At 43.4% G+C, this 26,051-nt stretch carries 19 protein-coding genes; 16 read left to right on the plus strand and 3 right to left on the minus strand.

Annotated features, from left to right (window positions below; genetic code table 11):
• Positions 1-270: 270 nt before the first annotated feature.
• A complete protein-coding gene (locus ACHUFI_RS14180) occupies positions 271-3,054 on the minus strand; it encodes a TapB family protein (protein WP_394250198.1) in 2,784 nt (927 codons plus the stop codon).
• 449 nt (positions 3,055-3,503) lie between these two features.
• On the opposite strand from ACHUFI_RS14180, the gene ACHUFI_RS14185 reads away from it, so the two are divergent.
• On the plus strand, positions 3,504-6,329 hold the full coding sequence (locus tag ACHUFI_RS14185; protein ID WP_394250200.1) for a hypothetical protein: 2,826 nt from the start codon (positions 3,504-3,506) through the stop codon (positions 6,327-6,329).
• Between the two features lie 66 nt (positions 6,330-6,395).
• Here ACHUFI_RS14185 and ACHUFI_RS14190 read toward each other — a convergent pair whose 3' ends face one another.
• Positions 6,396-7,952, minus strand: coding sequence for a methyl-accepting chemotaxis protein (locus tag ACHUFI_RS14190; protein WP_394250202.1), 1,557 nt, complete (start codon positions 7,950-7,952; stop codon positions 6,396-6,398).
• Between the two features lie 585 nt (positions 7,953-8,537).
• On the opposite strand from ACHUFI_RS14190, the gene ACHUFI_RS14195 reads away from it, so the two are divergent.
• The 5 genes from ACHUFI_RS14195 (at position 8,538) to cobA (ending at position 15,453) form a co-directional block, all read left to right on the plus strand.
• Complete coding sequence (locus tag ACHUFI_RS14195) at positions 8,538-10,169, plus strand: methyl-accepting chemotaxis protein (RefSeq protein ID WP_394250204.1); 1,632 nt, start codon at positions 8,538-8,540, stop codon at positions 10,167-10,169.
• A 391-nt stretch (positions 10,170-10,560) separates the two neighbouring features.
• Positions 10,561-13,119, plus strand: coding sequence for a nitrite reductase large subunit NirB (nirB, locus tag ACHUFI_RS14200; RefSeq protein WP_394250206.1), 2,559 nt, complete (start codon positions 10,561-10,563; stop codon positions 13,117-13,119).
• Positions 13,120-13,134: 15 nt separating this feature from the next.
• Positions 13,135-13,458: a nitrite reductase small subunit NirD gene (gene nirD / locus ACHUFI_RS14205; RefSeq protein WP_394250208.1), complete on the plus strand. Its 324-nt coding sequence runs from the start codon at positions 13,135-13,137 to the stop codon at positions 13,456-13,458.
• Positions 13,459-13,571: 113 nt separating this feature from the next.
• Positions 13,572-14,387, plus strand: a complete 816-nt coding sequence (locus ACHUFI_RS14210; RefSeq protein ID WP_394250210.1) for a formate/nitrite transporter family protein — start codon at positions 13,572-13,574, stop codon at positions 14,385-14,387.
• A 295-nt stretch (positions 14,388-14,682) separates the two neighbouring features.
• The gene (gene cobA / locus ACHUFI_RS14215; RefSeq protein WP_394250212.1) at positions 14,683-15,453 is read left to right on the plus strand and encodes a uroporphyrinogen-III C-methyltransferase; all 771 of its coding nucleotides are present in this window, start codon (positions 14,683-14,685) and stop codon (positions 15,451-15,453) included.
• An 8-nt stretch (positions 15,454-15,461) separates the two neighbouring features.
• Here the strand turns inward: cobA and ACHUFI_RS14220 are convergent, their stop codons facing one another.
• The gene (locus ACHUFI_RS14220; protein ID WP_394250214.1) at positions 15,462-15,902 is read right to left on the minus strand and encodes a DUF4174 domain-containing protein; all 441 of its coding nucleotides are present in this window, start codon (positions 15,900-15,902) and stop codon (positions 15,462-15,464) included.
• A 136-nt stretch (positions 15,903-16,038) separates the two neighbouring features.
• Between ACHUFI_RS14220 and ACHUFI_RS14225 the strand changes: the two genes are divergently transcribed.
• The 10 genes from ACHUFI_RS14225 to ACHUFI_RS14270 all read left to right on the plus strand — a co-directional run bounded on the left by ACHUFI_RS14225 (position 16,039) and on the right by ACHUFI_RS14270 (position 26,049).
• Positions 16,039-16,512 (plus strand): LabA-like NYN domain-containing protein, encoded by a 474-nt coding sequence (locus ACHUFI_RS14225; RefSeq protein ID WP_394250216.1) that lies wholly within the window; start codon positions 16,039-16,041, stop codon positions 16,510-16,512.
• Between the two features lie 80 nt (positions 16,513-16,592).
• Positions 16,593-17,258: a response regulator transcription factor gene (locus ACHUFI_RS14230; protein ID WP_394250218.1), complete on the plus strand. Its 666-nt coding sequence runs from the start codon at positions 16,593-16,595 to the stop codon at positions 17,256-17,258.
• Complete coding sequence (locus tag ACHUFI_RS14235; RefSeq protein ID WP_394250220.1) at positions 17,259-18,638, plus strand: histidine kinase sensor domain-containing protein; 1,380 nt, start codon at positions 17,259-17,261, stop codon at positions 18,636-18,638. It abuts the gene before it with no gap.
• Between the two features lie 232 nt (positions 18,639-18,870).
• Positions 18,871-20,991, plus strand: a complete 2,121-nt coding sequence (locus ACHUFI_RS14240) for a TonB-dependent siderophore receptor (RefSeq protein WP_394250222.1) — start codon at positions 18,871-18,873, stop codon at positions 20,989-20,991.
• A 158-nt stretch (positions 20,992-21,149) separates the two neighbouring features.
• Positions 21,150-21,917 carry a DUF3450 domain-containing protein gene (locus ACHUFI_RS14245; protein WP_394250224.1) on the plus strand — a complete coding sequence of 256 codons (768 nt, stop codon included), beginning with the start codon at positions 21,150-21,152 and terminating at the stop codon, positions 21,915-21,917.
• Positions 21,917-23,281 carry a MotA/TolQ/ExbB proton channel family protein gene (locus ACHUFI_RS14250; RefSeq protein WP_394250226.1) on the plus strand — a complete coding sequence of 455 codons (1,365 nt, stop codon included), beginning with the start codon at positions 21,917-21,919 and terminating at the stop codon, positions 23,279-23,281. The genes ACHUFI_RS14245 and ACHUFI_RS14250 overlap by 1 nt, the downstream gene beginning before the upstream one ends.
• Positions 23,281-23,844, plus strand: coding sequence for a MotA/TolQ/ExbB proton channel family protein (locus ACHUFI_RS14255; RefSeq protein ID WP_394250228.1), 564 nt, complete (start codon positions 23,281-23,283; stop codon positions 23,842-23,844). The genes ACHUFI_RS14250 and ACHUFI_RS14255 overlap by 1 nt, the downstream gene beginning before the upstream one ends.
• Positions 23,841-24,245 (plus strand): ExbD/TolR family protein, encoded by a 405-nt coding sequence (locus ACHUFI_RS14260; RefSeq protein WP_394250230.1) that lies wholly within the window; start codon positions 23,841-23,843, stop codon positions 24,243-24,245. The genes ACHUFI_RS14255 and ACHUFI_RS14260 overlap by 4 nt, the downstream gene beginning before the upstream one ends.
• On the plus strand, positions 24,245-24,865 hold the full coding sequence (locus ACHUFI_RS14265) for an energy transducer TonB (protein WP_394250232.1): 621 nt from the start codon (positions 24,245-24,247) through the stop codon (positions 24,863-24,865). Before ACHUFI_RS14260 ends, ACHUFI_RS14265 begins: the two co-directional genes overlap by 1 nt.
• Positions 24,862-26,049, plus strand: a complete 1,188-nt coding sequence (locus ACHUFI_RS14270; protein ID WP_394250234.1) for a tetratricopeptide repeat protein — start codon at positions 24,862-24,864, stop codon at positions 26,047-26,049. The genes ACHUFI_RS14265 and ACHUFI_RS14270 overlap by 4 nt, the downstream gene beginning before the upstream one ends.
• Positions 26,050-26,051: the final 2 nt, after the last annotated feature.

The following is a 26,051-nucleotide window of genomic DNA, read 5'->3' on the forward strand; positions in this document are numbered from 1 at the left end:
CAAGGGATTTAAAATCCCTCGGCGTTCGCGCTGTGCCGGTTCAAGTCCGGCCCGGGGCACCATCTACTTCCTCAGTTTAGAGGAGCGTGGTTCACTAACGAACTGAAAGGTGATATGTTAGAGCGACCAAGCGGCTAGCATTTATCTTGTTATATGCTTAATAAATCGAGTTATTTGAAGCCCCGACAGCAATGTCGGGGCTTTTTCGTATTGGCGTTATAGTTAGACGGAATCAAAAAAATAACCCAGTCGAAGGACTGGGTTTGTAGTTTAATAGGTATTCATAATGATGAGCTGTTGCCCGTCTGATACATAGGTTTGATAACCATCGCCAGAAACAGCAAGCGCATTCGATATCAAACTGTTGTATCCACCAGACGCATAGCCGCTGAAACGTTCAGCGCCGTCCGCTTGGTAAATCCATAAGTCTTTTGGACCATAATAGGCTTCAACGATTCCATGAACCTCATCATTCTCACCGATAGTGACACCGTTCGGGTAAGCGTCTGCAGACAGTGAATCAGTTTTTTTCATACTGTTGATATCAATCGCAGGGAAAGTATATGGCCAACCGCTAGCGGGATAGACGATGGTGCCGGCGCTATTAACTGCAACGGCGCGTGCGTTGGAACCCGTTCCATGTGGTGCGGTGCCAATGTGGTTTATATTTACGTCATCACGATAGCTGTTGTAGTTGATTTCATAGCAATTAAGTGTGTAGGGGGACAAATAAAAACTTATTGCACAGAAACGATTACCAAATAAGCTCACATCAACGTAATGGTCACGAGTATACCATGTGCTGTATGCATACCAATGTCCGTCACCGCGTATAGTAAGACGTTTACCTGATTGAGCATCATAGACATTGCCACCAGGTGCAACTATTAATGGTTTCCCTGATGGTTCTGCGAGATCAAACATATCAGCGAGGTCATCGTTACCTTTCCAAACACTATGGAGAGCAAATGTCTCTAAGTTAAAGATAGCGATGCTGTTGTTATCAATACCGCTATAAAGCCAGCGGCCATCTTCACTGACTTTGATGTCACCAAATCTGTGAGTTCCACCAAGTTCAAGGCCTGCCACATAGTCTAGAGTGTGGCTGTTGTAGACGCTTATTTCAGCAGAATCTTGTAATGCATCGCTGACATAAACATAAGGTCTAACTGGATCAGCCGCGATGTTGTGGTATTCACCGGCTATGTTTGTCTTCAACTCAGGGTCGGTGTCACCTATCCAAAGTGATACCTTAATGCTCTCACTATCTAAGATGGTGTTGTTAGAAGCACTAACAATAACTTTCGCCTGATGCAGTGTTTGATGAGCCAAGCCGTCAACGTTCGCTTCAATACGTAATTTGTCGGAGGTTGTGCCTGAAGGTGTAATCGTCAACCAGTCCACATTTGTGGTTGCGACCCATGGCGTGTTTGTCAGATCGTAACTATCAAGAACATCCAAATCAGCGGACAGTCGACTCTTGGTTACGAATTTAGTTAACGCGACCCCTCTATCAGGAACAAGTAGGGCGTGACGTGAGGCTAACACTTGAATGTCTATACTCTCGCTTACGATATGTCCTTCTACATTGGCCGAGACGTCGACAGAAAAATGGTTTTCTCCTTCAGAAATATCCGCAGATGACGCAAGCCAAATATTGAGTGGTTTGGCGATAGCAGACGCATAGGCAGTTGAAGCATCGAAGTTATTGGAACTCGTCACCGACACTGGATAAGTATGCGAACCGGTATTTAAACTTACTTCAAGGCTGTCTGACAAACGCTTCCACTTATCCGATGCATCAAATACTAAGCTGTGTTTACTTAGGGTTAACTTTGGCAGTTTTAGATCTGCGGAAACCTTGATATCAATTTCAGCACCGTCCAGTTTGTTGATCAGCGTTAAGGTCGAATCATACTGGCCAGGAGCCATGTTAAAATCACTGATTGAGACTTCAATCGAAGACGAACCATTTCCTGAGTATTGATCAACGGTTAACCAAGTGTCGTTACTGACTAATAACCAGTCTAAATTAGTCCCGGTAATTGAGAACTGTTGGGTGCCTTTTATCGATGAACCAATCGTATGACTTAGGCTCAGACTGGATAAGTTTGCTGCTAATTTATCGTGCCGAGTTGGGTCTAAAGGGTAATGGTCATCAATATCTAGTACGCCATCATTATCGGTGTCTAATGCTGGCTCAGTAGGCTCAGTAGGCTCAGTAGGCTCAGTAGGTGAAGTACCATTGTCGCCTGAATTGTCTTCACCAGAACCATCTTGATTGCCGCTGTTATCTGGTGCCCCATTATTGTCTGGTTCGATATCAGGGGCACTGTAGTTGGTTAGTTCAATAACTTGACCATCTTGAACTCGTCGTATTATTCCGACACCTTCCGCAAACCACAGATCAACATTCCATGGCACTTCAAAGTAATACCCGTCAATCGTAGAACTGATCGACAGATTAAGAGTGACGTGAGTGGCATCAAATGTACCAAATGGGACGGTAATGCTTTCTGTTCCATTTACAAAACTAGTACCGAAGACGTTTATTGATCGATTGCCGTAGGTTGGTTGAATATTGGCGGTACCTGTAGAGGATATATATCGCGACATTTGAGTTGCGCTACCAAGTAGTTGTACCGATTCATCGAAACGAAAATCAATTTTAAAATTGCCAACCCCAGATACGCTTGTCGATGGGGAATAAAAACCAGCAAAAGAGACGCTGTCTTCAGTTGCAATGAAGTACTCTTTGCCTCCGGTCGGGTAGTTGATTACTTGTGCCGTTTCTCCACTTATTTGAGTGGTAGTCGCGTAAGTGCTATCAGTACTGTTGCTGTAGTGCCACTTAGTATCAGTGGAAGTCGGTAGGTAATTGTTTGGCGAATTTGGCGCGACGTTTTGCGCTTGATTACCATTGCTACTATCGCCACCACCTCCGCCACCGCAGGCAGATAATGTAACGGCGCACAGCAGTATAAAACCATTTCGCGCGGAATTTCTTGTGTTTGACCCAAGTAGACTTGGTATCGAACAATTAAGTCTGTTCAAAATGATATCCTCCAAATTTATCAATTTGGTCAATTTTATAATTTAAAGTGTATTGTTTTGGTTCTTTAAAGAACAAAGGCGATTGAGTTGGCATATTGTAGTTACAAGGAATCAAACTATGTGATTCGTTTCGCAAATGGTACAAGTTTCCTATGTTTTAGAGTTTTATATCTATTGTAATTTTTTGTTTCAGATGAGGATTTTTTATTTCCTTAGAGTGCGAGTAGTAAGAGCACTATAAGATTTAGTTCTATATAAATGCGTAATTTGGGCATGCCGAATTTACCCGCTATTCAGCCTTGGAGGTTCGAGATGGAATTTAACTGAAAGCCCATCTGAACGGAAACACATTTTGGATGTAAATCCTATACTTATTGAATTATTAACCACTCTGTGTACATTTGGCAGGTAAATAACAATTCTTATTTCAGTGAATGGACCTCATTGTAATGAAAAAAACCTTACAGGCTTTATCGATTTCTGCATTACTGGCATATCCAATTTTTTCTATCGATGCTCATGCCACTTCCGTCGCTTGGGACCAACAAAATGAAGTTTGGCAAACCCAACAGACAGAACATTTTCTCATCCAATTCCGGTCTGGGCATCAAGAGCAAGCGTCGCGCTCATTAGATATAGCGGAACAAGTACATAAAGAACTTGCCCCATTTTTCGGCTACCTCCCTACCCAGAGAACTGAAATTGTATTGGTCGATGAGTTTGACTATTCGAACGGTTGGGCCACGGTCATTCCTTATCCACAAATTCGTCTCTATATGAGTCCTCCCGACGAGGTGAATAGTTTGGAAAGTAATGACGAATGGCTTCATCTGCTCATTCGTCATGAATACGCGCATATTATGCACTTAGAAATGGGTGGGGGAGCGCCAGAATTCTTACGAAAAATTTTCGGTCGTAACCTTCTACTTTACCCACATGCTTTAACACCTTCGATGATTGTTGAAGGTTTAGCCGTCTATTTAGAGACGAACAAAGAGTTAGGCTACGGGCGCTTGCAAGGTTCTACTTACCCAATGGAAATGCGTATGGAGGTCGCGTCTGGCCAACTGAAAGATTTAAACGAAGCGGTCGTTGCCAGTAAGCATTTCCCTTTAGGTTACCAATATTTATATGGTGCATATTTCGTAGAGTATCTTGTTGAACAATATGGAGAAGACAAGGTTCAACAATTTCTCACCGACTATAGCCACCGATTGCTACCCTTTTTTCTACTCAACCGAACAGCAAAAAATACATTTGGACAGTCTTTTGAAGAGCAGTGGCCAAAGTTTCAAGATTATCTAACGAGGAAATTTGAAAAAGAGCTTTTAACGCTTGAGAAAGCGCGTGTTTCGGGTGCAGCGCTCAATGATCCTATGCCTTTCCTGCAAGTCTTGACCGCACAACCAAATGGTGGGGTTTTGGTCAATCGTCGAAATGGCGAGGATCGAAATGAAATTGTGGCATACCGTTATGATGGGGCGATTGAGGAAGTCACTCCAACTAAAGGTATTGTCGCGATGGATGCCCATGGCGACTCAGGCATTTTAGCTTCACGTCTTGTCCATTACGCGGATGGGCGTGGTATCACGGATTTGTTTTGGTTTCATGGCGGTGAGTGGCAGCAACTGACAGAGCGCGAGCGTTTTCGCAATGTTCGTTGGCTACCCAAAGGAGAGCAATTTGTCGCTAGCCGTAAACTAGATGGTTTTAGTGAACTCTGGCTTATGGATGTAAATTCGCCAGAAGATAAGCAACTGCTTTGGCGTGGTGAAAAACATGCTGTGATCGGTGGATATGATGTGTCGCCAAACGGGGAGAGTTTGGTGGCGAGCGTTAAGCGCCCACAGCAAGGTTGGAACCTAGAACGATTCTCGCTATCTATGAAACGTTGGGAACTGTTGACGCAAACACGATCGTTAGAGAATGCGCCTACTTATCTTGATGAAACTACCATTCTTTATAGTGCAGATTATGATGGAGTGTTCAATATATACCGCCTCGATCTACTTACTGGTAACACAGAGCAGTTAACACGCGAAGTGGGTGGGGCATTTTCTCCACAGTGGTCGACGCAGCTTGGTTTGGTTTATCAAAGCTACGACAGTCAGGGTTATACATTACGTTCACTGATGGAATCGAACGCGCTGAGTCGAATTGAATTATCTCAAGTTACCGGTAAGTACGATTATCCGAATCCCGCCCCAGACTCCGTTACGAAAAGCACAGCTACTGAATACTCACCTTGGGCAAGTTTACGGCCGAGAACTTGGGTTCCTTGGTATAGTTTGGATGAAAATCAATCGCGCGCAGGGCTCTTGACCAATGGTTCAGATGCGTTGGGGCGTCATAATTATATGATCCACTTGGCTTGGGACACCGATAACGATTTAGGCCAATATAACGTCGGTTATCTGTATGACAATCGTTGGTTTGCCTCGATAAGCCGTAGCCATGATTTTTCTACGTTTGAAAGTAGTGGCGTTGAATCTAAGCGTATAGAACAAAGTGATAATGCGCTTTTGCAACGCAATCATATTTTTATTGCTTTTGAAGACCAGCTTTCTTTGTCTGGCGGTTTATTCTGGGAAAAAGAGAGCGAAGTGGCAGCGCCAAGTATCGAGGTGGAACCATATATTGAGCGTGAAGAGACTTTGGTTGGCCTAGCCGCTAGTTTTGATAACAGGGAAGGTTACTTAAATGTTCTGGGGTTTGGTTGGGGGCATTACTTAGATACGACTGTTGAAACGAACGATCTGTTAAGTAGTGACTATGAAGGTAATAAATACCAAGCGCAATGGCGCGCTACCTTTGATCTTCCTGGGCGAAGTACTATTTCTTTAAGGCTAGCGGGTGGTTACGGTGACGTGACCGCGAAAAGATTTCGTGTTGGTGGAAGTGACAAAAGTGATGAAATTGCTTTGTTTGGTAGGGAGACCCAAGCGTTAAGAGGGTACGATGAAACGGTTCAGTCTGGTAATCACTACTTTACCCAACGTTTGGAATTTTCCGCTTGGATAGCCCGAGTGGAGCGAAACTTGGGCTTGTGGCCGGTCGGTTTAGGGGATGTGTCAGCGACTGTTTTTGCTGATTCAGGCAGTGCATGGGAAGAAAGTGGCAGTTATCAAGGTTTAACGGGTATTGGCCTATCGACAACATTTGAAATGAAGTTGGGCTATAACTTAACGGTTCCCGTGACATTTGGTTATGCCAATGGTTTGGATGAAAAATTAGGTCGTGAGCAGTTCTTTTTCTCTGTCTCTGGTGATTTTTAAACCCGTTATAGCGATTAAAAAACCAGCCAAGTGGCTGGTTTTTTAGTTTGGGTTTTATTCGATATTTTAAGCTTTTGTGAACTGTTTCATTAGGCGTTGAAGCTGCTCAATATCAGACACTAGCTTACTTGTGCGCTCTATGGAGTGTGAGGATGTAGCCGCGGTGGCAACCGCTAATTCTCTGATTTTGACCACATTCATGTTTACTTCTTGAGTCACATCAGACTGTTCGTTTACGGCGACGGCAATTTGATGGCTGCTGTCAGTCACTTTTTCTAGTTTCTCGAAAATTTGTTCAAGCACTTTGCCTGTTTGACCTGCTTGCTGCTTACATTGTTCGGACAGTTGTCCGCCTTTTTCCATAGCATGGACAGCCTTCCTAGCCGTCGTTTGCAGTTGATCGATCATCGAATGGATCTCATTTGCTGACGAGCCCGTTTTAGACGCTAAATTTCTAACTTCGTCGGCAACCACTGCGAATCCGCGCCCAGCTTCACCTGCTCGTGCTGCTTCAATGGCAGCATTAAGTGCGAGTAAATTGGTTTGATCTGAGATTGTGCTAATGACTTCTAGAATACTTTCAATCTTGTGGCTATCTTGCGCAAGCTGATTAATGACTTTTTGGGATTCGACAAGTTCTATCGCTAAAGAGTCGACCACGTTAATGGTATCACTAATGCTGTCTAACCCTTCCTTAGATTGAAGGCTAGCTTCCGACGTAAGTTTTGATGACGCTGAAGCACTGCTTGAAACCTCATTAATGGAATGAGTGAGCTCTTCTACTGCGGCCGCCACTTGTTCTGTTTCAGAGCATTGTGAATCAACACTCTCAGAAATGGATTGGATGGTAGCGAACTCTTCCTCTGCTGAAACTAGGATTTGAGATGTGGTGTCTTCGGCCCTTGCTGACACTGCCCGAAGCTCTGCGTTCTTCATTAAAAGTGCTAACTCAATTTGCGAAAAGTCGTCTTTATGCCCGGTGTACGGCACTTCCATCAATTCATTGTCATATGACGCTTTCGCTAGGGAACAAACCGTTTTGTAACGTTGGTGTTGACGCAATAGGCAAAATAACGACAGCAAATTCACACAAGCTAATACGCCCAATTGAAGCATGACACTGGTTGAGCTAAGCAGGACTATAGGCAAGATGAACAAATTGGCGATAGTAATTCCAAGTGTTGTTTTTGTCATAGAAAAACGGCGAACACGTGGGTTGATATTATTGGATAACTTTTTGTAGAGGGATGTGGCTCGGCTGATTTGCGCTTCACTCGGTTTTGAGCGAACCGATTGAAATTCGATGATGTTGCCATTCTTATCTCTAACGGCTGTAACAAAAGCAGACACCCAGTAATGTTCTTCACCTTTGCATTTATTCTTCACTAACCCCATCCAGCTTTTACCAGCTGCTAAGTACGACCACATTTGTTCGAAAGCCGCTTTTGGCATGTCAGGGTGTCTAACCATATTGTGGGGCTCACCAATAAGTTCGCCAGACGTGTATCCTGCGATATCGCAAAATGAATCATTAGCGTAAGTGATATAGCTATCTGGAGTTGTGGTCGAAATTAGGCTTTCAGCTGGAGAAAACGTTTTATTGGCCGTGGTTTCAGTGCTCATTTTTACTTTCACTCGTTAGTTATATGTTTTATTGAAATATTTATAAATAACACGACTAATTATTGGTATTCATGATGGAAATCAATTGCTTGTATGTATTTGCCTTATTGATACATGCAAAATAACTATTCGTGAAATCAAGACAAAGAAAAGTACTTTTTGAAGCAGTGTCTCATTTTTGTTACAAGGAAAGTGTGATTGTACTGATAGTTAGAATATGCATCTGAGGTAATAAAGACATTGTGCTTGGATGCTCTAAGGGAAACTTATACGTGTGCAATACTGAACATCAATCGCAATTATTTTAATTTAATTTCTTATAACTCATGCAAATTTGATTGGAGTTAGGTGTGGTTTTCTATATGGCTAATCACGTGTCACAGATTTGAAGTAATTGTTAAGTCTATGTTTTAAATGCTCTTATTGTGGAACGAAAGTAGCAATAAATGGAGGTGAAAAATGTTGCAATTAAATTAAATGCGTATGGATTTTGTAGTATTCCGTTAAATATATTGTGGTTGTATTTATATAAGCTGTCTCTAGAATGCGACATTCACTGAATAGTTATCATTTGAAAGAATAGTCATGAAGTTCATTAATTCCTTATTAAACCGCATTAAAGTCGGATCAAAAATTCGGCTCATTATCCTCCTATCCAGCTTGTTTATTATCGGCTTAGAGTTCTTATCTGCTTATAAACTTAAGCAAGAGATACTGAATGAGAGAATGAACGCTGCGCAATCTTTAGTGGAAACTATCGTGGCTCAAGTCGACTTCATTGCAACTACGGGTAACAATGAAGCGAAGAACGTTCAGAGCATCAAAGATATCGTTAAATCGGTACGCTACTCATCGAATGGCTACTTTTTTATTAACGATCTAGACGGAACAATGGTGATGCATCCGATTAAGCCTCAATTGGATGATCAAAATATGCTCGCAAATTCTAAGTCTTTCGTTAGAAACGCGTTCAGCGATTTCATTGCAGTCGCGAAAAGCGATGGAGAGGGTTTTGTTACTTACGATTGGCCAATTCCAGGTAGTAACGAATTAGAGAAAAAAATCTCATACGTGAAGAAAACATCCTCTCTGCCGTGGGTTGTGGGGACAGGGGTATATTACTCAGACGTTGAAGAAGCGTTCAAAGAGCAATTGCTGACTTCATTGTTAAACAGTGGTTTGATCTTACTTGTGCTGGTAACGATTTCTAGCGTGATCTCTCGTAACATTGTTCGTCCCCTGCAGAAAATCACCAAGACAATGTCAGAGATTGCTGAGAATAAAGATCTGACTATTGAGATGAAGAGCCAAGGTAAAGATGAGCTTTCAGTAATGGCTGCTGCCTTCAATAAGATGAATAAAAACATCAAGGGCGTGATTACTAACATAAATATGAACACTAGTTCTTTGGCTTCTCAAGCGGAAGAGCTCTCAACGGTCACCACGCAAATCCAAGGTGGCGTCGTTGAACAAAAAGCGCAAACTGAAGCGGTTTCGATGAGTGTTCAACACCTTGAACATGCATCTAACACCGTGACAGAAAAAGCGGCTATTGCCTTGCAAGAAATTGATGTTGCAACTCAAGCTGCGAAAAGCGGTAACCAAAGTATTGATGCCAACATTGAGATCATTGAAGAAGTTGCGTCTAAAGTGAATGGCGCTGTAGCAAATGCTGAGAAGCTTGAAGATTCCTCAAACAAAATCGGCGACATTATTGAAGTCATCAAGCAAATCGCTGAGCAGACAAATCTACTTGCATTAAATGCGGCGATTGAGGCTGCGCGTGCGGGTGATCAAGGTCGTGGTTTTGCGGTTGTAGCAGATGAAGTAAGAACGCTTGCATCACGCACGCAGGAGTCGACAGGCAGCATTCAGAATATTATTTCTGAACTACAAGCTGATGTGAGCACGACAGTACAAGTGATGCGTGACTGTGAAACTTATACTGCCGAAGGTATTGAGAAAGCAATTGTTTGCGGTGGTGAACTAGAGAATATTCAACGTTCCATTGAATCTTTGTCTGCGATGGCCGGTGAGATCAGTAGTTCAGCGCAAGAACAAACCAAGCAAGTTGTCGAAATAAGTGCAAACGTAGACAATATCGCTGCTGTAGCGGAGCAAACCGAAATTGGAACGGCTCAAACCAGCCAATCTAGTGAGCATTTAAGTGGTATGGCACAAGATCTAAACTCCTTAGTAAACTCATTTAAAGTATAACTATCGGTACGACTTCATTGGCAATGAAATCACCAGCAATCGCTGGTGATTTTTTATATTTTGATGTGCAAACGTTTCTTCTTTGATTAAGTTTCTACTTTTTGTAATATCAGCCGCATTTATGGCTAAATGTTACTGAATTTCATTTGCACTGAGCTTGGTTGTAAGTTAGCAACATAATCGATACTCAATTAAGTGCATCTAACATTTATAACATTGCTGCAATATCCACACTATTAATAGGTTTAGTACGAGTTTTAGGCGTTTCTACCTCTTTTGTTCTACCCCTTTAGGGTAGTTTGATTTCGTAATTGATTTACATCATATTTTCATTTTCTTTCATAATTCATTATTTGCTCAGTAGAAAAATATAACAATTCAGGAAATCCTTATGAGCAAGATGAAGCTAGTCATCATCGGTAACGGCATGGTCGGCCATCGCTATATCGAAGATTTAGTTGAGAAAACAGATGTATCAGAAATGGACATTACTGTTTTCTGTGAAGAACCTCGTGTGGCATACGATCGTGTCCACCTTTCTTCATACTTTTCACACCATACTGCTGACGAACTTTCTCTTGTGAAAGAGGGCTTCTACGAGAAGCACGGTATCAATATGTTAATTGGCGAACGTGCTATTAACATTAACCGTGAGAAACAAGTGGTTTACTCTAGCACTGGCCGTGAAATTCAATATGACAAGCTGATCCTTGCAACGGGTTCTTTCCCATTTGTACCGCCAATCAAAGGCAACGAAAGCAAAGATTGTTTCGTGTACCGTACAATTGAAGATCTTAAAGCCATTGAAGCAACAGCTAAAAACTCTAAGTCTGGTGTGGTAATTGGTGGTGGTCTTTTAGGACTTGAAGCTGCTGGTGCACTTAAAGCACTAGGTGTTACGACTCACGTTGTCGAATTTGCTCCGAAACTCATGGCAGAACAGCTTGACCAAGCAGGTGGTAACCAACTTCGTCAAAAGATCGAACGCATGGGTGTAAATGTTCATACAAGCAAAAATACGCTAGAAATTGTTCCTGAAGGCAAAGAAGCGCGTAACGTAATGCGTTTTGCTGACGGTACTGAGCTAGAAACTGACTTCATCGTCTTTTCTGCGGGTATTCGCCCACAAGACAAACTTGCTCGTCAAATGGGTCTGGGTATTGCACCTCGTGGCGGAATTGAGATTAACAACAACTGCCAAACGACAGATGAGAATATCTATGCGATTGGTGAGTGTGCTTCTTGGAACCGTACTTTCTACGGCCTAGTAGCTCCTGGCTATAAGATGGCGACGGTAGCGGTTGATCACCTAGTAGGGAATGACAGCCAATTTGAAGGTGCCGATATGTCAGCGAAGCTTAAGCTTCTAGGCGTAAAAGTAGGTTCGATTGGTGATGCTAATGGTCGTACTCCAGGTTGTAAGAGCTACGTTTACCAAAACGAAGAGCAAGAAGTTTACAAACGCCTAATTGTTTCTGAAGACAACAAGAAACTGCTTGGTGCGGTAATGGTCGGTGACACTTCTGATTATGGCGACCTTCTACAGCTGATGCTGAATGAAATCGACTTGCCAGAACATCCAGACACACTAATTCTTCCAGCTCACGCTGGTGCAGAAAAGCCAACACTAGGTGCGGACTCTCTTCCTGAATCTGCCGTTATCTGTTCTTGTTTCGATGTAACGAAAGGCAAGATTGCTCAAGCAGTTGCTGAAGGACACCACACCATCGGTGATATTAAAGCCGTGACTGGCGCAGGTACTGGTTGTGGTGGTTGTATTCCACTAGTGACTTCAGTACTAAACGCTGAACTTGCTAAAGCTGGTGTTGAAGTGAAGAACGACGTGTGTGAACACTTTGCTTACTCTCGCCAAGAGCTTTTCCACCTAATTCGCATCGAAGAAATCAAAACGTTCGATGAGTTACTAGAGAAATACGGTAAAGGCTACGGCTGTGAAGTATGTAAGCCTCTAGCGGGTTCTATCCTTGCTTCTTGCTGGGGTGAACACATCCTTAAGCCTGAACTAGTGAAACTGCACGATACCAACGATAACTTCCTAGGTAACATGCAAAAAGACGGTACTTACTCTGTAATCCCTCGTATGGCGGGTGGTGAAGTAACACCTCAAGCACTAAGCGTTCTTGCTGATGTTGCTGCAGAATACAACCTGTACACCAAGATCACGGGTGCACAACGTATCGGTCTGTTCGGTGCTCAGAAAGATGACTTACCAGCTATCTGGAAGAAGTTAATCGCTGCGGGTTACGAAACGGGGCAAGCTTACGCAAAAGCACTTCGTATGGCTAAAACATGTGTAGGTTCTACTTGGTGTCGTTACGGCGTTCAAGATTCAGTTGGCCTAGGTGTGATGATCGAGAACCGTTACAAAGGCATCCGTACTCCTCATAAGATGAAGTTTGGTGTGTCTGGTTGTACTCGTGAGTGTGCTGAAGCTCAAGGTAAAGATTTAGGTATCATCGCGACTGACGCGGGCTGGAACATGTATGTGTGTGGTAACGGTGGTATGAAACCTCGTCACGCAGACTTGCTTGCAAGCGACTTAGACCAAGAAACGCTGATCAAATACATCGACCGTTTCATGATGTTTTACATCCGCACGGCTGCTCCACTTCAACGTACTTCGGTATGGATGGACAACCTAGAAGGTGGTGTTGATTACCTACGTGAAGTGATTGTAGACAACAAGCTTGGCATCAATGACCAACTTGAAACTGACATTGCTGGCCTAGTGGATAACTTTGCTTGTGAGTGGACAGATACAATCAACGACGAAGCTCAACTTAAGCGCTTTGCACACTTCATCAATGCTGATGACCGTGACGAAAACGTAGTGTTTGTTGAAGATGGCCGTGAACAACACCGCCCTGCGACATTCACCGAGAAACACCCTGAAGCGAAGGGCGATATCCTTCACGTTGAACTGGTTTAATTGGGAGACGACATCATGGCATTTACCAAAGTTTGTAAGATCGAAGACATTATTCCAGGTACAGGTGTTTGTGCGTTGGTTGGTGGTGAGCAAGTAGCAGTCTTCCGCCCAACTAAGGCTGAAGAAGTATTCGCGATTAGCAACACCGACCCTTACTTCCAGTCTAACGTGTTATCACGTGGTCTGATTGTTGAGCATCAAGGTGAGCTTTGGGTAGCAAGCCCGCTTAAAAAGCAGCGTTTCAACCTGACATCTGGCGTTTGTATGGAAGATGAGCAGTTCAACGTGAAAGCGTACAAAGCTCGTGTGACCAAAGGCACCGTGGAAATCGCGGCTTAAGCTGAGATTCGATAGTTCAAGGGTTCTAGTTGCCCACATTGCCTTAAAGGCAGCTAGAACCTTTTCCTATCCAATTTTAACTTTTAATTATAACTTTTGAAGAAGGGCAATTTATGTCTACTGATTTTAAACCAGCTGAATTCGTTCAAACTATGATCGACGTGGGTGAGGCGAAAACTAAAACAAGCACTCGCGATCTTCTTATTCGCAGTACTATGGCTGGTATCATACTCTCTCTAGCGGTAGTCGTTGCCATTACTACCATTGTGCAAACTGGTATTGGTATTGTTGGCGCACTAGTGTTCCCGGTTGGTTTTGTCATTCTGAGTGTAATGGGTTACGACTTAGTGACTGGTGTGTTTGGCCTTGCTCCTCTTGCAAAATTCGATAACCGCCCTGGTATTACTTGGGGCCGCATTTTTCGTTGTTGGGGTATTGTAGGTCTTGGTAACCTTATCGGTTCTCTAATCGTTGCATTCTTAGTCGCTGTGTCACTAACAGGTAACTTCTCTCTAGAGCCAAACGCTGTTGTTCAAAAGTTCATTGCAGTATCGACTGGTCGTAGCTTAGGTTTTGAAAACATGGGCATGGATGGATGGATCACTTGTTTCGTTCGCGGTATTTTCTGTAACTTAATGGTGTGTCTAGGCGTGATCGGTAACATGACGGCACGTACAGTCCCTGGCCGTGTTGCAATGATGTGGTTCCCAATCTTCATCTTCTTCGCACTGGTATTCGAGCACACGGTAGTAAACATGTTCCTATTCCCACTAGGCATGATTCTAGGCGCTGATTTTGGTATTGCGACTTGGTTGAACTTCAACCTAATCCCAACAATCCTAGGTAACATTGTTGGCGGTCTGATTATGACTTGTATCCCGCTTTACCTAACTCACGCGAAAACTGCACCTTCTCTTGATGCTAAATAAGCGAATCCGTTAAAGAATACGCATGAGCCTCAAGTTATTACTTGAGGCTTTTTTATTCGTCCTACCAAAGACAGAAAATCAGTCGTTGTGCTCAAAGCTTGGTAATAGATTGTTTTGTTATATTTATTTCCTTCTTTGTTCGAATTAAAAGTGATTTTTCCCTTTAACAACTGATAGTCTTAAGAGTAGGAATTTTAGTAACGAGTCAGTGAGTTATCCCAGTGATAGCGAGTAGCTGCTGGTTGCCAAACAGATAGAGAGCTCGAATGAATCGAGCCAACAGTCGGAGTACAGCATGTCAGAAGTGTCACAATCGAATGAGAATGCAGTAAAAAAGGGATTTGTATCATTAGTTGGGGCAGGGCCAGGGGATCCTGATTTACTGACCGTTAAAGGTGCTCGTGTTATTCAACAAGCGGATGTGGTGGTATACGACCGCTTAGTGTCAAAAGAAATCTTAGCGCTCGCAAATGAAAATGCCGAAATGATTTATGTTGGGAAGAAATTGGATTTCCATTTCGTCCCTCAAGACAAAATCAATCAAGTGTTAGTAGATAAAGCGCTGGAAGGGAAACATGTTGCTAGGCTAAAAGGCGGCGATTCATTTATCTTTGGCCGAGGTGGTGAAGAACTAGAAGAGCTGGCAGAAAATGGCGTTAGCTTTGAAGTGATCCCTGGGATCACCGCAGCCGCAGGCGCAACATCTTATGCAGGTATTCCTCTCACGCACAGAGACCATGCTCAAAGCGTGCAATTTATTACGGGCCATTTACAAAAAAATGGGCAAGAAATTGAATGGTCATCGCTAGCTCAAGCGAACAACACCTTAGTGTTTTACATGGGGTTAAAGCAAAGCCCGGTTATCACACAAAACCTGTTAGATAATGGCTTATCTCCAGATATTTCGTGTGCAATTATTGAAAATGGTACTCGACCAGAGCAACGAGTCTTTCACGGTCGTTTATCTGAATTGCCACAGTTAGCCAAACAAGCTGTCAGCCCAGCGCTTATAGTCGTTGGCAGTGTGACAAGCTTACATACTAAACTGGATTGGTTTAACAAATAGCGACCTATTTAGATATTGCAGCGGCTTTTGTGCCGCTGCATTTCCAGTTTTCTCATTGGCATTTTATCGATTAAGTCAGTCAATCCACGCCAATCCGTTGTGCCACCCCACCTAAATTTCTCTTCGCCATCTTTACCGATTAAGATCGCAGTGTGCGACCCTTTTGGAATGTTGTAGTTGGTTGTGACTGCTTCTAGATTAAACTCTTCAACTAACCAAGGTGGAATGGTAAAGCCATCCTCGGTAATCACCATGGTGACAATGTCACGTTCGTCCAGTTGGCAATTGTTAATCAAAACGCCTTTAAGAAACTCTTTTACCATCGAATCTTCAGTCGGAGCGAAATAGATAACGCTCCTGTGAGGTAAAGGATGGCTGTAAGCTGGATAACTGAGCGCTTTCGAGCTCAGTAGGCTCAATGCCAGCGCAACTAGCACTAATTTCGACATTACTACCCTCGAGTTAAAAAAGACATACTTATAGTAAGCATAGTCAATGAGAGCCTAGTTAATTGATTAAAGCGACTCGCAATTATGGTGCGAATCGAATAGGGTAAGCGTACTTTGAAAAAGGCAGAATAAGCACATGGAAAAAATAGCAATTTTGGTCGACGTTCAAAACGTTTACTACACCACTCGCGACAAGTACCGCTCTAACTTCGATTACAATCAATTTTGGTATATTGCGACAGAAGGGCGCGAAGTGATTGCTGCTAATGCTTACGCCATTTCTAGCCAAGATCCAAAACAGAGGCAGTTTCACCACATTCTTCGTGGGGTAGGGTTTGAAGTTAAGCTGAAGCCTTTTATTCAGCGTCGTGACGGAAGTGCGAAAGGCGATTGGGATGTCGGTATTGCACTCGATGCTATCGAATTAGCAGAAACGGCAGACCGAATTATTCTAGTGTCCGGTGATGGAGATTTCGAAATCTTGGTTGAACGGATTAAACAACGTTATAACAAACCTGTAGAAGTCTTTGGCGTGCCTGGACTTACCGCTCAAAATCTCATCGATTCAGCGACCAAATTCATTCCAATTGAAAAAGACTTACTTTTGTAAGGTTTATACGTAATATTCAATTGTATTTGATATAACTGATAATTAAAATGCGAACCATTATTATTTAATGGTGTGTGTTCATGTCACGTGTATTAGTTGTTGATGATGATATCCAGTTGTGTGAGCTGCTAAGTGAAGTCCTTGTAGAAGAGGGCTATCACGTCCATGCAGTTCACTGCGGCGAAAGTGCTTTAGAGTTTATCCAAAATAACCCTGTCGATTTAGTTTTACTCGATGTGATGTTGCCGAACCTCAATGGGCTTCAAGTGGCTCGTCGTATTTGCCAGCGTTTTGCTACTCCAATTCTTATGTTAACGGCGCTAAATGACGAAGCTTCCATGTTGGATGGCTATCAAGCAGGCGCAGACCAATATATTGCAAAGCCATTTAAAGTGCCTGAACTGCTTACCCGAATTAAGGTGATCTTAAGACGTGTTGGTTTAGAACGACAAAGGCAGTCCATTGCGAATAACGATCAAGGTCTGAATGAGCAGCTATCTCGCCTGCCTCTAACTGGTACTGAATCCGATCTGCTAGATTACTTAATCAAGAACCATGGTGTAGTCGTTTCAAAAGCAGATTTGCAAGTGCGGGTACTCAAAAAAGAACTTTGCCCATTTGACCGAAATCTTGATATGCACATCAGCAATATTCGACGTAAGTTGGTGCAGGCTGGGTTATCTAAGCAACATATCAAAACCGTTCGCGGTAAAGGCTACAGCTATATGGAAACGGTAGGTGCATAAATGAAGTCTTGGTTTCGTTGCCCTACATTTATCTCGAAGCGCAAAGATGGTTTAGCGTTTCAGCTTTTTAGTTACCTGACGATTATTCTTGTTTCTATTCTAATCGTTCAGGGGATCGCTGAGAAAGCATTGATGAAAGCGCTGCTCAAAGTCCCTGAGCACGTAAAGGTTGATATGCTCAGCCTAGCGCAACAAGCCAATGTACTCATTGAAGAAGGGGACATGGATGAGTTGGCCGATTGGGGAAATGCTCAGCCTTACTATTTGTTCGTTCTCGATAGCGAAAACCACCCAATCACACATCGAGATATGCACCCGCACTTTGAGTTTAAGTTGCGTTATTTGAGAAACCTAGACCATCAACTGGATGCGCGTGTAAACAAGCCTATCTTCGGTATCGAGCTTGTAAAAGGGAATACGTTAGTCATCCAACTGCCTCACCAAGTGCACCCTGCTCAGTATTTTCCGCTTTATTTTTCGCTAATCAAAGCGTTGATAGCGTTGGTGATCCTTACGCTTTTTTCTCTAATTATGGCGCGTAGTCTACAGCAACCATTAGACCGTTTGAGAGAAGCAAGCCGACGACTATCAATGGGAGATTTTTCGGTTAGCGTCACTTCTGAACTGAACTCTAAAACGCGAGAATTTAACGAGTTAGCGCGAGACTTTGATCATATGACTAACGAGATTCACTCGTTAGCAGAAAAGCAGCGTCGTCTTATTCGGGATGTCTCGCACGAGCTAAGAACACCGTTAGCACGCCAAAATCTAGCCTTACATCTGTTAAGAAACAAGATCTCGGAACCTGAACAAGCGTTGTTAGACCGTTTAGAGTCAGAAACCGAAGAAATGAATAACTTAGTCGGTGAGATACTCGAATTTAGTCGACTTGAAAATTCCCGATACGATGCGCAACTTACATCAATCCAGCTTGAACAGTATTGTTCGATGCAGGTAGGGCAAATGCAGGCGGATCTGAAGCCAGGTCAAACCTTAGTGGCTGCGTTGCCAAGCCTAACACCTATGGTCCATGCTGATGAGCGGTTACTGTTAAGAGTCGTTGGTAATCTGATTGGGAACGCGATTAAGTATGCCGGGGAGCATGCCAATATCGTTGTGAACACGTATCAATTAACCGAACGGAATGAGTACAGTGTTATCACCATCGAAGATGATGGGCCGGGTATTAGAGACGATCAACTAGAGCGAATCTTTGATCCATTTACGCGGTTAGAGTCTGCTCGTGATAAGCAGTCTGGTGGGTATGGCCTTGGGTTGGCGATCGTGAAAGAAGCAATGCTCATGATGAATGGGCAGGTAATTGCAGAAAATAGAAAGGATGGCGGGCTAAGGGTTAGCTTACTTTTTCCTATTGAATAAGCGCCTACGGGCGCTTTTTTTATATCTGCCACTGTGTTGTTAGTTTCTCTACCGATTCTTTACAAAACTTTACGAATGCAAAGAATGTAAATTTAATGCAAATGGTAATAGTTATCACTTATATTCACCTCCGAAATAATTCAGTAGTACCGGAAACGGACAAGCGAGAACTAAGTTTAGCTTTCTAAATTAACGCTCTCGTATAAAAAAGAATAAGTCGGAGTAAAGGATAATGTTTTCAAAAAGCCCATTGGCTTTAGTGATTGGCGCCGTATTGGCATCACCAGTAGCACTAGCTGAAACATCGAAGACAGATGAACACATGGTCGTAGAAGGTCGTGATTACGGCTATAAGGCTGATACTAATTCTACCGCTATGCGTATGGAGGCGACTCAACTTGAGACTCCGGGACAAGTATCGGTAATCGATGAACAAATCATCGACGAGCAGCGTGCAAGCACACTAGGTGATGTTCTGAAGAATGATGCATCTATTTCTGCGGGTTCTAAGTCGACTAACCGTGAGCGTTTCAATCTACGCGGTTTCTCGTTGGATAGTGGTTCAAGCTACCTACGAGATGGTGTTCAGCATTGGTCTCACTATCGTCAGCCGATCGAATTACTAGAGCGTGTAGAAGTACTAAAAGGCCCTGCAGGTCTACTGTACGGAGAGTCTACACCGGGTGGCTTAGTGAATATGATCTCTAAAAAGCCAACTTATGATACCAAAGTAAACATCAGCCAAGATGTTGGTTCAGACAGTTACACTCGTACAACTGCGGATGTAAGTGGCTCACTAAACGACGCTCAGACACTGCGCGCTCGTGCGATTGTTTCGCAAGAGAATCAAGATTCATGGCGTACACGTTTCGATGGTACTGACGTCGAAACTGAGCGTTTTGTTGGTGGTTTGTTTGTTGATTACGATATCAATGAAGACATCATGCTTTCTCTGCATTACGACCGTACACAAGAGCTAGGCGACCTAGACAACGGTTCGAAAATTGACACAACAACAGGCAAAGCAATCGCCCCGTCTATTGTTAACGATCAGCGTTTTGCACAAACAGATAACGATGTTGCGAATTACGGCGCCGCGATTACTGCGAACTTGAATGATACATGGTCTGTAAAGACAGGGATCAGCCGTCAGTTCTACGAGCGTCAGCGTACTGAGTCGGATAGCACCGTAGATTTTAATCGTTCAGCGAATGAATACGGCTATAAAGTGTCTGATCGTCATGACGAATGGACATTTGATACGGCTTACGTTGATTTTACTGGTGACTTTGATGCACTTGGCGTGAACCACAGACTTCTAGTTGGCGCGAATAGCCTTCATTACGATTACAAGCGCCTGTACGATTCTGGTTACGCGTGTGTGAATGCAACTGAGGCTGATGCTATTAAAGAGTGTGGCAATGGCTTTGACCGTCCATCTGACATCAGCTACCACAATGATGATGAAGTATCGCACTCAGAAAGCAAACATTACGGTTTCTACGTTCAAGATCTAGTGACGTTCAATGATCAATGGCAAGCTTTAGCTGGTGCACGTTTTGCTTACGACAAAACCATCAGCAGCAGTGACAAAGAAGAAAGCTACAACAACATCCTACCAAAAGTTGGAGTGATCTATTCACCTGCAGAAAATGGTTCAATTTATGCCGTTTACTCTGAAAGCTTTGAACCAGTAGGCGAAATCACAGATCAAGACGATGTGAACTACGGTAAGTCTCAAGAAGCGAAGAAAGGTACGCTTTATGAGCTAGGCTCTAAGTGGGAATTGTTTGATGAACGCTTACTTGTGTCTGGTGCGTTATTCCAGATCACTCAATCAAACATGCAAGTAACGGAAGATTTAGACCCTGCAAACAACGGCGGCAAAGATGCACGCACAACGCAAGTTGGTGAGCAAGTTCACACTGGTGCTGAGTTAGCGGCGACAGGCTTCGTAACGGATGCATTCTCGATCAGCGCTTCAACTATGTTCTTAGATGCTGAATACAAGAACGACCCAGAATTAGAAGGTAAGACACCTGCTGATGTACCTGAATTCACAGCAAGCATTTGGTCAACTTACTCATTTAATACGGGTACCGACGTAAACCTAGGTGTATACCATGTTGGTGAACGTTACACTGAGAGTGCCAACGAATTTAAGAAAGATGCGTACACTCGTGTAGATATGGGTATTGCTCATACCATTAAATATGACGAGAACTTAGATTTCGTGGCTCGCTTCAATGTCGAGAACTTGTTTGACACTGAATACCTAGAAGGTGGCAGTACAAGTGGTGTTGTTGTAGGCGAAGGCCGTAACTACATGGCGACCTTACAAGTAAAATACTAACTTATAATTGGTAATTAATGGGGAAGATTTTGTCTTCCCCATTCGCGTTTCTTCTCATTATTTTAGGAAGTAACGTATAAAATGGATGTGCTTTATTGATAATGAGAGCTTTTATCAATAAACTTCATTCGAATCTTTTTACGTAATTGACGATTATTATGAACCTTCTAAAAACTAGCCTTGCCTTCATCATTGGCTCCTGGGTTGTATCTGTTTCTGCGAATAGCTTAGACAAGGCACAAGCCATTCAAAATAAAACCCATAATGCTTCAGCTTCAAGCCAGAAAACCATTGATAAGAGCGCTGAATCTACGTTAGCTCTAAAAGCCGAAATCGAGCAATTACAAGAAGAAGTAAAAAATCTTGAGATTTACCATGATCACCTTGCTGCCTTGGTAGAAAGCCAAAACAAAGAAGCGCAAAGCTTTGATGATCAGATCGGCCAAATTAAATATACCCGTCAGGGCGTTGTCCCTTTGATGTATCGCATGATTGATGGCCTTCAAACGCTTATTGAAGCTGATATGCCAATTAAATTTGAACAACGTCAAGCTCGTGTTGAAAAGCTCAAAACCATGATGTCACGTGCTGATGTGAGTGACGCAGAAAAATACCGCCGTATTTTAGAGGCGTACCAAATTGAAATGGATTACGGCACTAAGTTAGGCATTTACCAAGGACGCATGGCGTTAAGCAATACTCAATCTATTGAGGCGGACATCTTACACCTTGGACGTGTTTCATTAGTGGCGAGGAATTTAAGTGGTGACAAATATTGGGCTTGGAATCAGGTAACCAATCAATGGCAACCATTAGAAGAGCAACTAAAGTCAGAACTGGACAAAGCGTACAGCATTGCCAGCCAACAGGTCGCACCAAGCCTAATTACCTTACCTGTTTCACTTAACATTGCAGAGGCTAAATAATGAACTTCAAACCTTTAGCAACGTTCCTGTGCGCCGCCACGTTGTCTTTTTCTTCATATGCCACGACTGATCTTGTAAAAAGCGCAGCGTCAGAAAGTAAAACCCAACAACAGCATAATATCGCACGTGAATCCGGGTTCAAACAGACGGAAAAAGCATTAAAAGCTCAGAAAGCAAAACTGGAAGCGAAACGAGCGAAGCTACAACAACAAACCGATAAGCTCACTCAAACTTTCAGTGAAAATGAAGACAAGCTTGCACGATTGGAAGAAAAGCTACGTTTAGAGACGGGCAGCTTGGGGGAGTTGTTTGGTGTTGTTCGTCAAAACGCCAAAGAGCTAGGTGCTGAGCTTCATACTTCAGTGAATAGTGTAGACCGTGGGCAATACACAGAATCGGTTGATCGCATTATAGATGCCAAATCATTGCCTTCAATGCCTCAGCTTACCGCTCTGTGGCTAAGCATGGTGGATCAAATTCAAGCGAGCGGTGAACTGAGCCATACTCCAATTCAATTTATTGATGGAGAGGGCAATACACAAACCGTTGATGCTGCTCGAATTGGTTCGTTAGGCCTTGTTACGGAAAGTGGCTATGTGAACTGGAATGCGAAGCGTCATGACGCAATTGCCTATCTAAAGCAGCCAGAAAATGGTCCGGTTTTAAATAGTTTGGCGCGCCTAAATAATGGTGAAATCACTCCATTAGTCGTTGATCCATCACGAGGCATTATGTTGGAGCAATTAGCACTGACTCCAACGATCGAAGAACGATTACAAGCGGGTGGTGTTGTCGGTAAAGTTATCCTTGGCTTGCTATTAGTGGGTCTGGTTATCGCCTTAGTGCGTGGAACTTCGTTGGCGATCGCTCGCCAAAAGATACGCTCACAGCTGAAGAACCCTTCTCAACCGAAAAACAATCCTCTAGGCCGCGTGTTAGCTGTGTACGACAAAGAGCAATATCGCTCAGTCGAAGCATTAGAACTGCGCTTACTAGAGGTGGTGGTTGATGAGCAGACGCACTTAGAAAAAGGCCTATCGATGCTCAAACTTCTTGCAGCATTGGCACCGATGCTTGGGCTACTAGGTACCGTGACAGGTATGATTGAAACGTTCCAGGTAATCACACAGTTCGGTAATGGTGATCCTAAAGTGATGGCTGGTGGTATTTCTATGGCACTAGTGACAACAGTATTGGGTCTAGTCGCCGCGATGCCTTTATTGCTTGCACACAACATTCTAAGTACACAAGCTGAAAATATTCGTAATATCCTAGAAAAGCAGGGTATTGGCCTTATTGCTGAACAGGCAGAAAAAGACATGCCCGTGAAAGCAACCGTGACTTCTGTAGGGACGGCGGCTTAATGGAATCATTGTTGCCAATTTCGCTATTCGAAAATGAATTGCTGAGACAAAACTGGCTGCTTTCATTATCCCAATTTATGGAGCAGGGCGGCTTTGTCTTGTGGTGGCTTGCAGCAGTCGTTGTTGTGTACTGGTTTTTGGTCGTAGAGCGCGTGTTGTACATTGCGTTCTACTTTCCAAAGCTAAGGGCTGGTTGGATTGAGCAATGGCGTCGTAGAAGTGAACATTCATCATGGCATGCGAGAGCCATTCGTGAGGGCTGGTTAGGGCAAGCCAACATGGCGCTAAACCAAAACTTGAACTTCATTAAGTTGCTTGTTGCTATCTGTCCAATGCTTGGTTTGCTGGGAACGGTCACTGGCATGATCTCCGTTTTTGATGTGATGGCTAATCAGGGCAGCAGTAATCCTAAGTTGATGGCGTCTGGCATTTCGTTAGCGACCTTACCGACTATGGCGGGTATGGTCGCTGCACTTGCCGGGATGTTTGTTCACGCTCGTTTAGCGAAGAAATGTAATTTATTAGAAATGAAATTAGAGAAATCATTAAGGAGTCAGCAATGAGACTCGGTAGACGTCAGAGCAAAAATGATGAGGCTCAGATCGATTTAACTTCCATGCTCGACATCGTGTTTATCATGCTGATCTTCTTCATTGTGACGAGTTCGTTTGTAAGAGAATCAGGTGTAGAGGTAAACCGCCCTCAAGCGTCGAATGTTGTGAGCCAAAAAGATGCGGGTATATTCGTTGCGATTACCTCTGCAAATGATATCTATATCGACAAACGCATGATTGATGTTGAGCGAGTTCAAGCAACGCTAGAACACTTATTATTAGAACAGCCAGATGCGTCTTTGGTTATTCAAGCTGATGAGCATGCCTACAATGGTACCGTTGTTAAAGTGATGGATGCTGCGAAAGGTGCTGGTGTGAAAAGTATCGCGCTAGCAGCGGAGAAACGATAATGATTCGGTTCTTACTGGCTTTGCCATTAGCGGGAGCGCTAGGCTTAGCCTTGTTTTCGTTTATGGCATGGATGGTTGACAATGGACACCGTCGAGCTCCTGAAAGTAGCGAGTCTTTAACGTTTAATATGGTTATGGTTGAAGCTGAGCAGGAAGTGCAGCGACGTCAAAGAACGGTGCCAGAACAGCCAAAGGCGCCTGAGCCGCCACCAGATGCAAAATTGTCGCAGTCGAAAGCGGAAGTGACACCGCTTACGCCGATGAAATCTGTTCCAGCACTAGGTTTGGATACCTCGATAGACGGACTAGCAATCAATGCGCCGACATTTTCAGACTTTGGAGCAAACCAGCAGGCTATGCCACTTTATCGAGTTGAGCCTCGCTATCCAGCTAAAGCTTTGAAAAGAGGAGCTGAAGGTTTTGTGGTAATGGAATTTACTATTGATGAAACTGGCAGACCGATTGATATTGAAGTGCTAGAAGCGAACCCAAGGCGCATGTTTGAACGTGAAGCTGTTCGAGCTTTGAAAAAGTGGAAATATCAGCCAAAAGTCATTGATGGAAAAGCGATTGCTCAGCTTAATCAAACGGTTAGATTGGAGTTTAAATTAGCGAAATGATAAACAGACTAATTAGAAATGTATTCACTGCTTTTACTCTGATTCTTGTATCGATTAATACTTTGTTTGCAAGTGAGCTAAGCCAATATACCGCCGTTCGCGTACAAAAAGCGCATCAGTTAGCGCAGGATGAAAAAGTCTCGGAGGCGATTTCTGCTCTGGAAGGCTTAGATATTTCTCGCGAATACGATAAAGCGTTTGTGGCGAGAATGTTGGGTGTATTTTACTGGCAGGATGGGCAGGTAAAGTCGGCCATTAAACAGCTTACCTATGCCGTAGAAAGTGGACTATTGGTGGATGAGCAAGCATGGATTACTCAAAGAATGCTTGCGGATGTTCTGTTGAATGAGCAACAGTTTCGTTCTGCGTTGCCGCATTACTATCAGTTAGTGAAGTCGGTCCCTGAGACTCAAAAAGAAGATGAATTATGGATGCGTATCGCTCAGTCACAATATCAGCTAGAGCAGTGGAAAAAGACACTGTCGGCATTGAAACGTTACGATACCTATAACCACCCAGATGAACTTGGTCCGTTATCATTAAAGCTAGGCGCACAACTACAGTTAAAACAATGGAAGAATGCTATTCCTACGTTGGAGCGTTTGATTGTACTACAGCCAGAAAAGCTGAATTGGTGGCGACAGTTAGTCAGTATCCAACTGCGTTTGGAGCGAAATAAAGCGGCTCTAAATACGCTTTCTCTTGCTAAGTTGCAGGGGTTGGAATTGTCTCAATCTGATAAGAGGCTGTTAGCTCAGCTATACGCAAAACGCGGGGTCCCTGAACGAGCCGCTATCGAGTTGAGTGAGTTAAAAGACGTGGATTCTGACGAGCAATTGTTAGCTGAGCAAGCGACTTATTGGCAACTTGCTAAGGAGTGGGATAAGTCGATTTCAGTATGGTCCAAAGCGGCAGAGATTAATCCTAAATATCATTGGAACGTCGCTCAGTTAATGGTCCAAGAAGGTTACTACCAGAAAGCATTGAAAGAGTTAGATCGGGTCAAAGGTCAAGGCAAGCAAGCGGATGTCGCTCTCGCGAGAGTCAGGGCACTTTATAAGCTTAATCAGTTGGAAAGTGCTTTAATTCAAGCGAAGCGAGCGGAGAATTTGGAAACCTCGAAAGAGGCCAAAGTGTGGATTAAATATCTGACTCAGTTACGCTCAATCGACGCTAACAGCTAACC

Origin of the sequence: Vibrio profundi (assembly GCF_043642225.1) — a bacterium.
Taxonomy (GTDB): Bacteria; Pseudomonadota; Gammaproteobacteria; order Enterobacterales; family Vibrionaceae; genus Vibrio; species Vibrio profundi_A.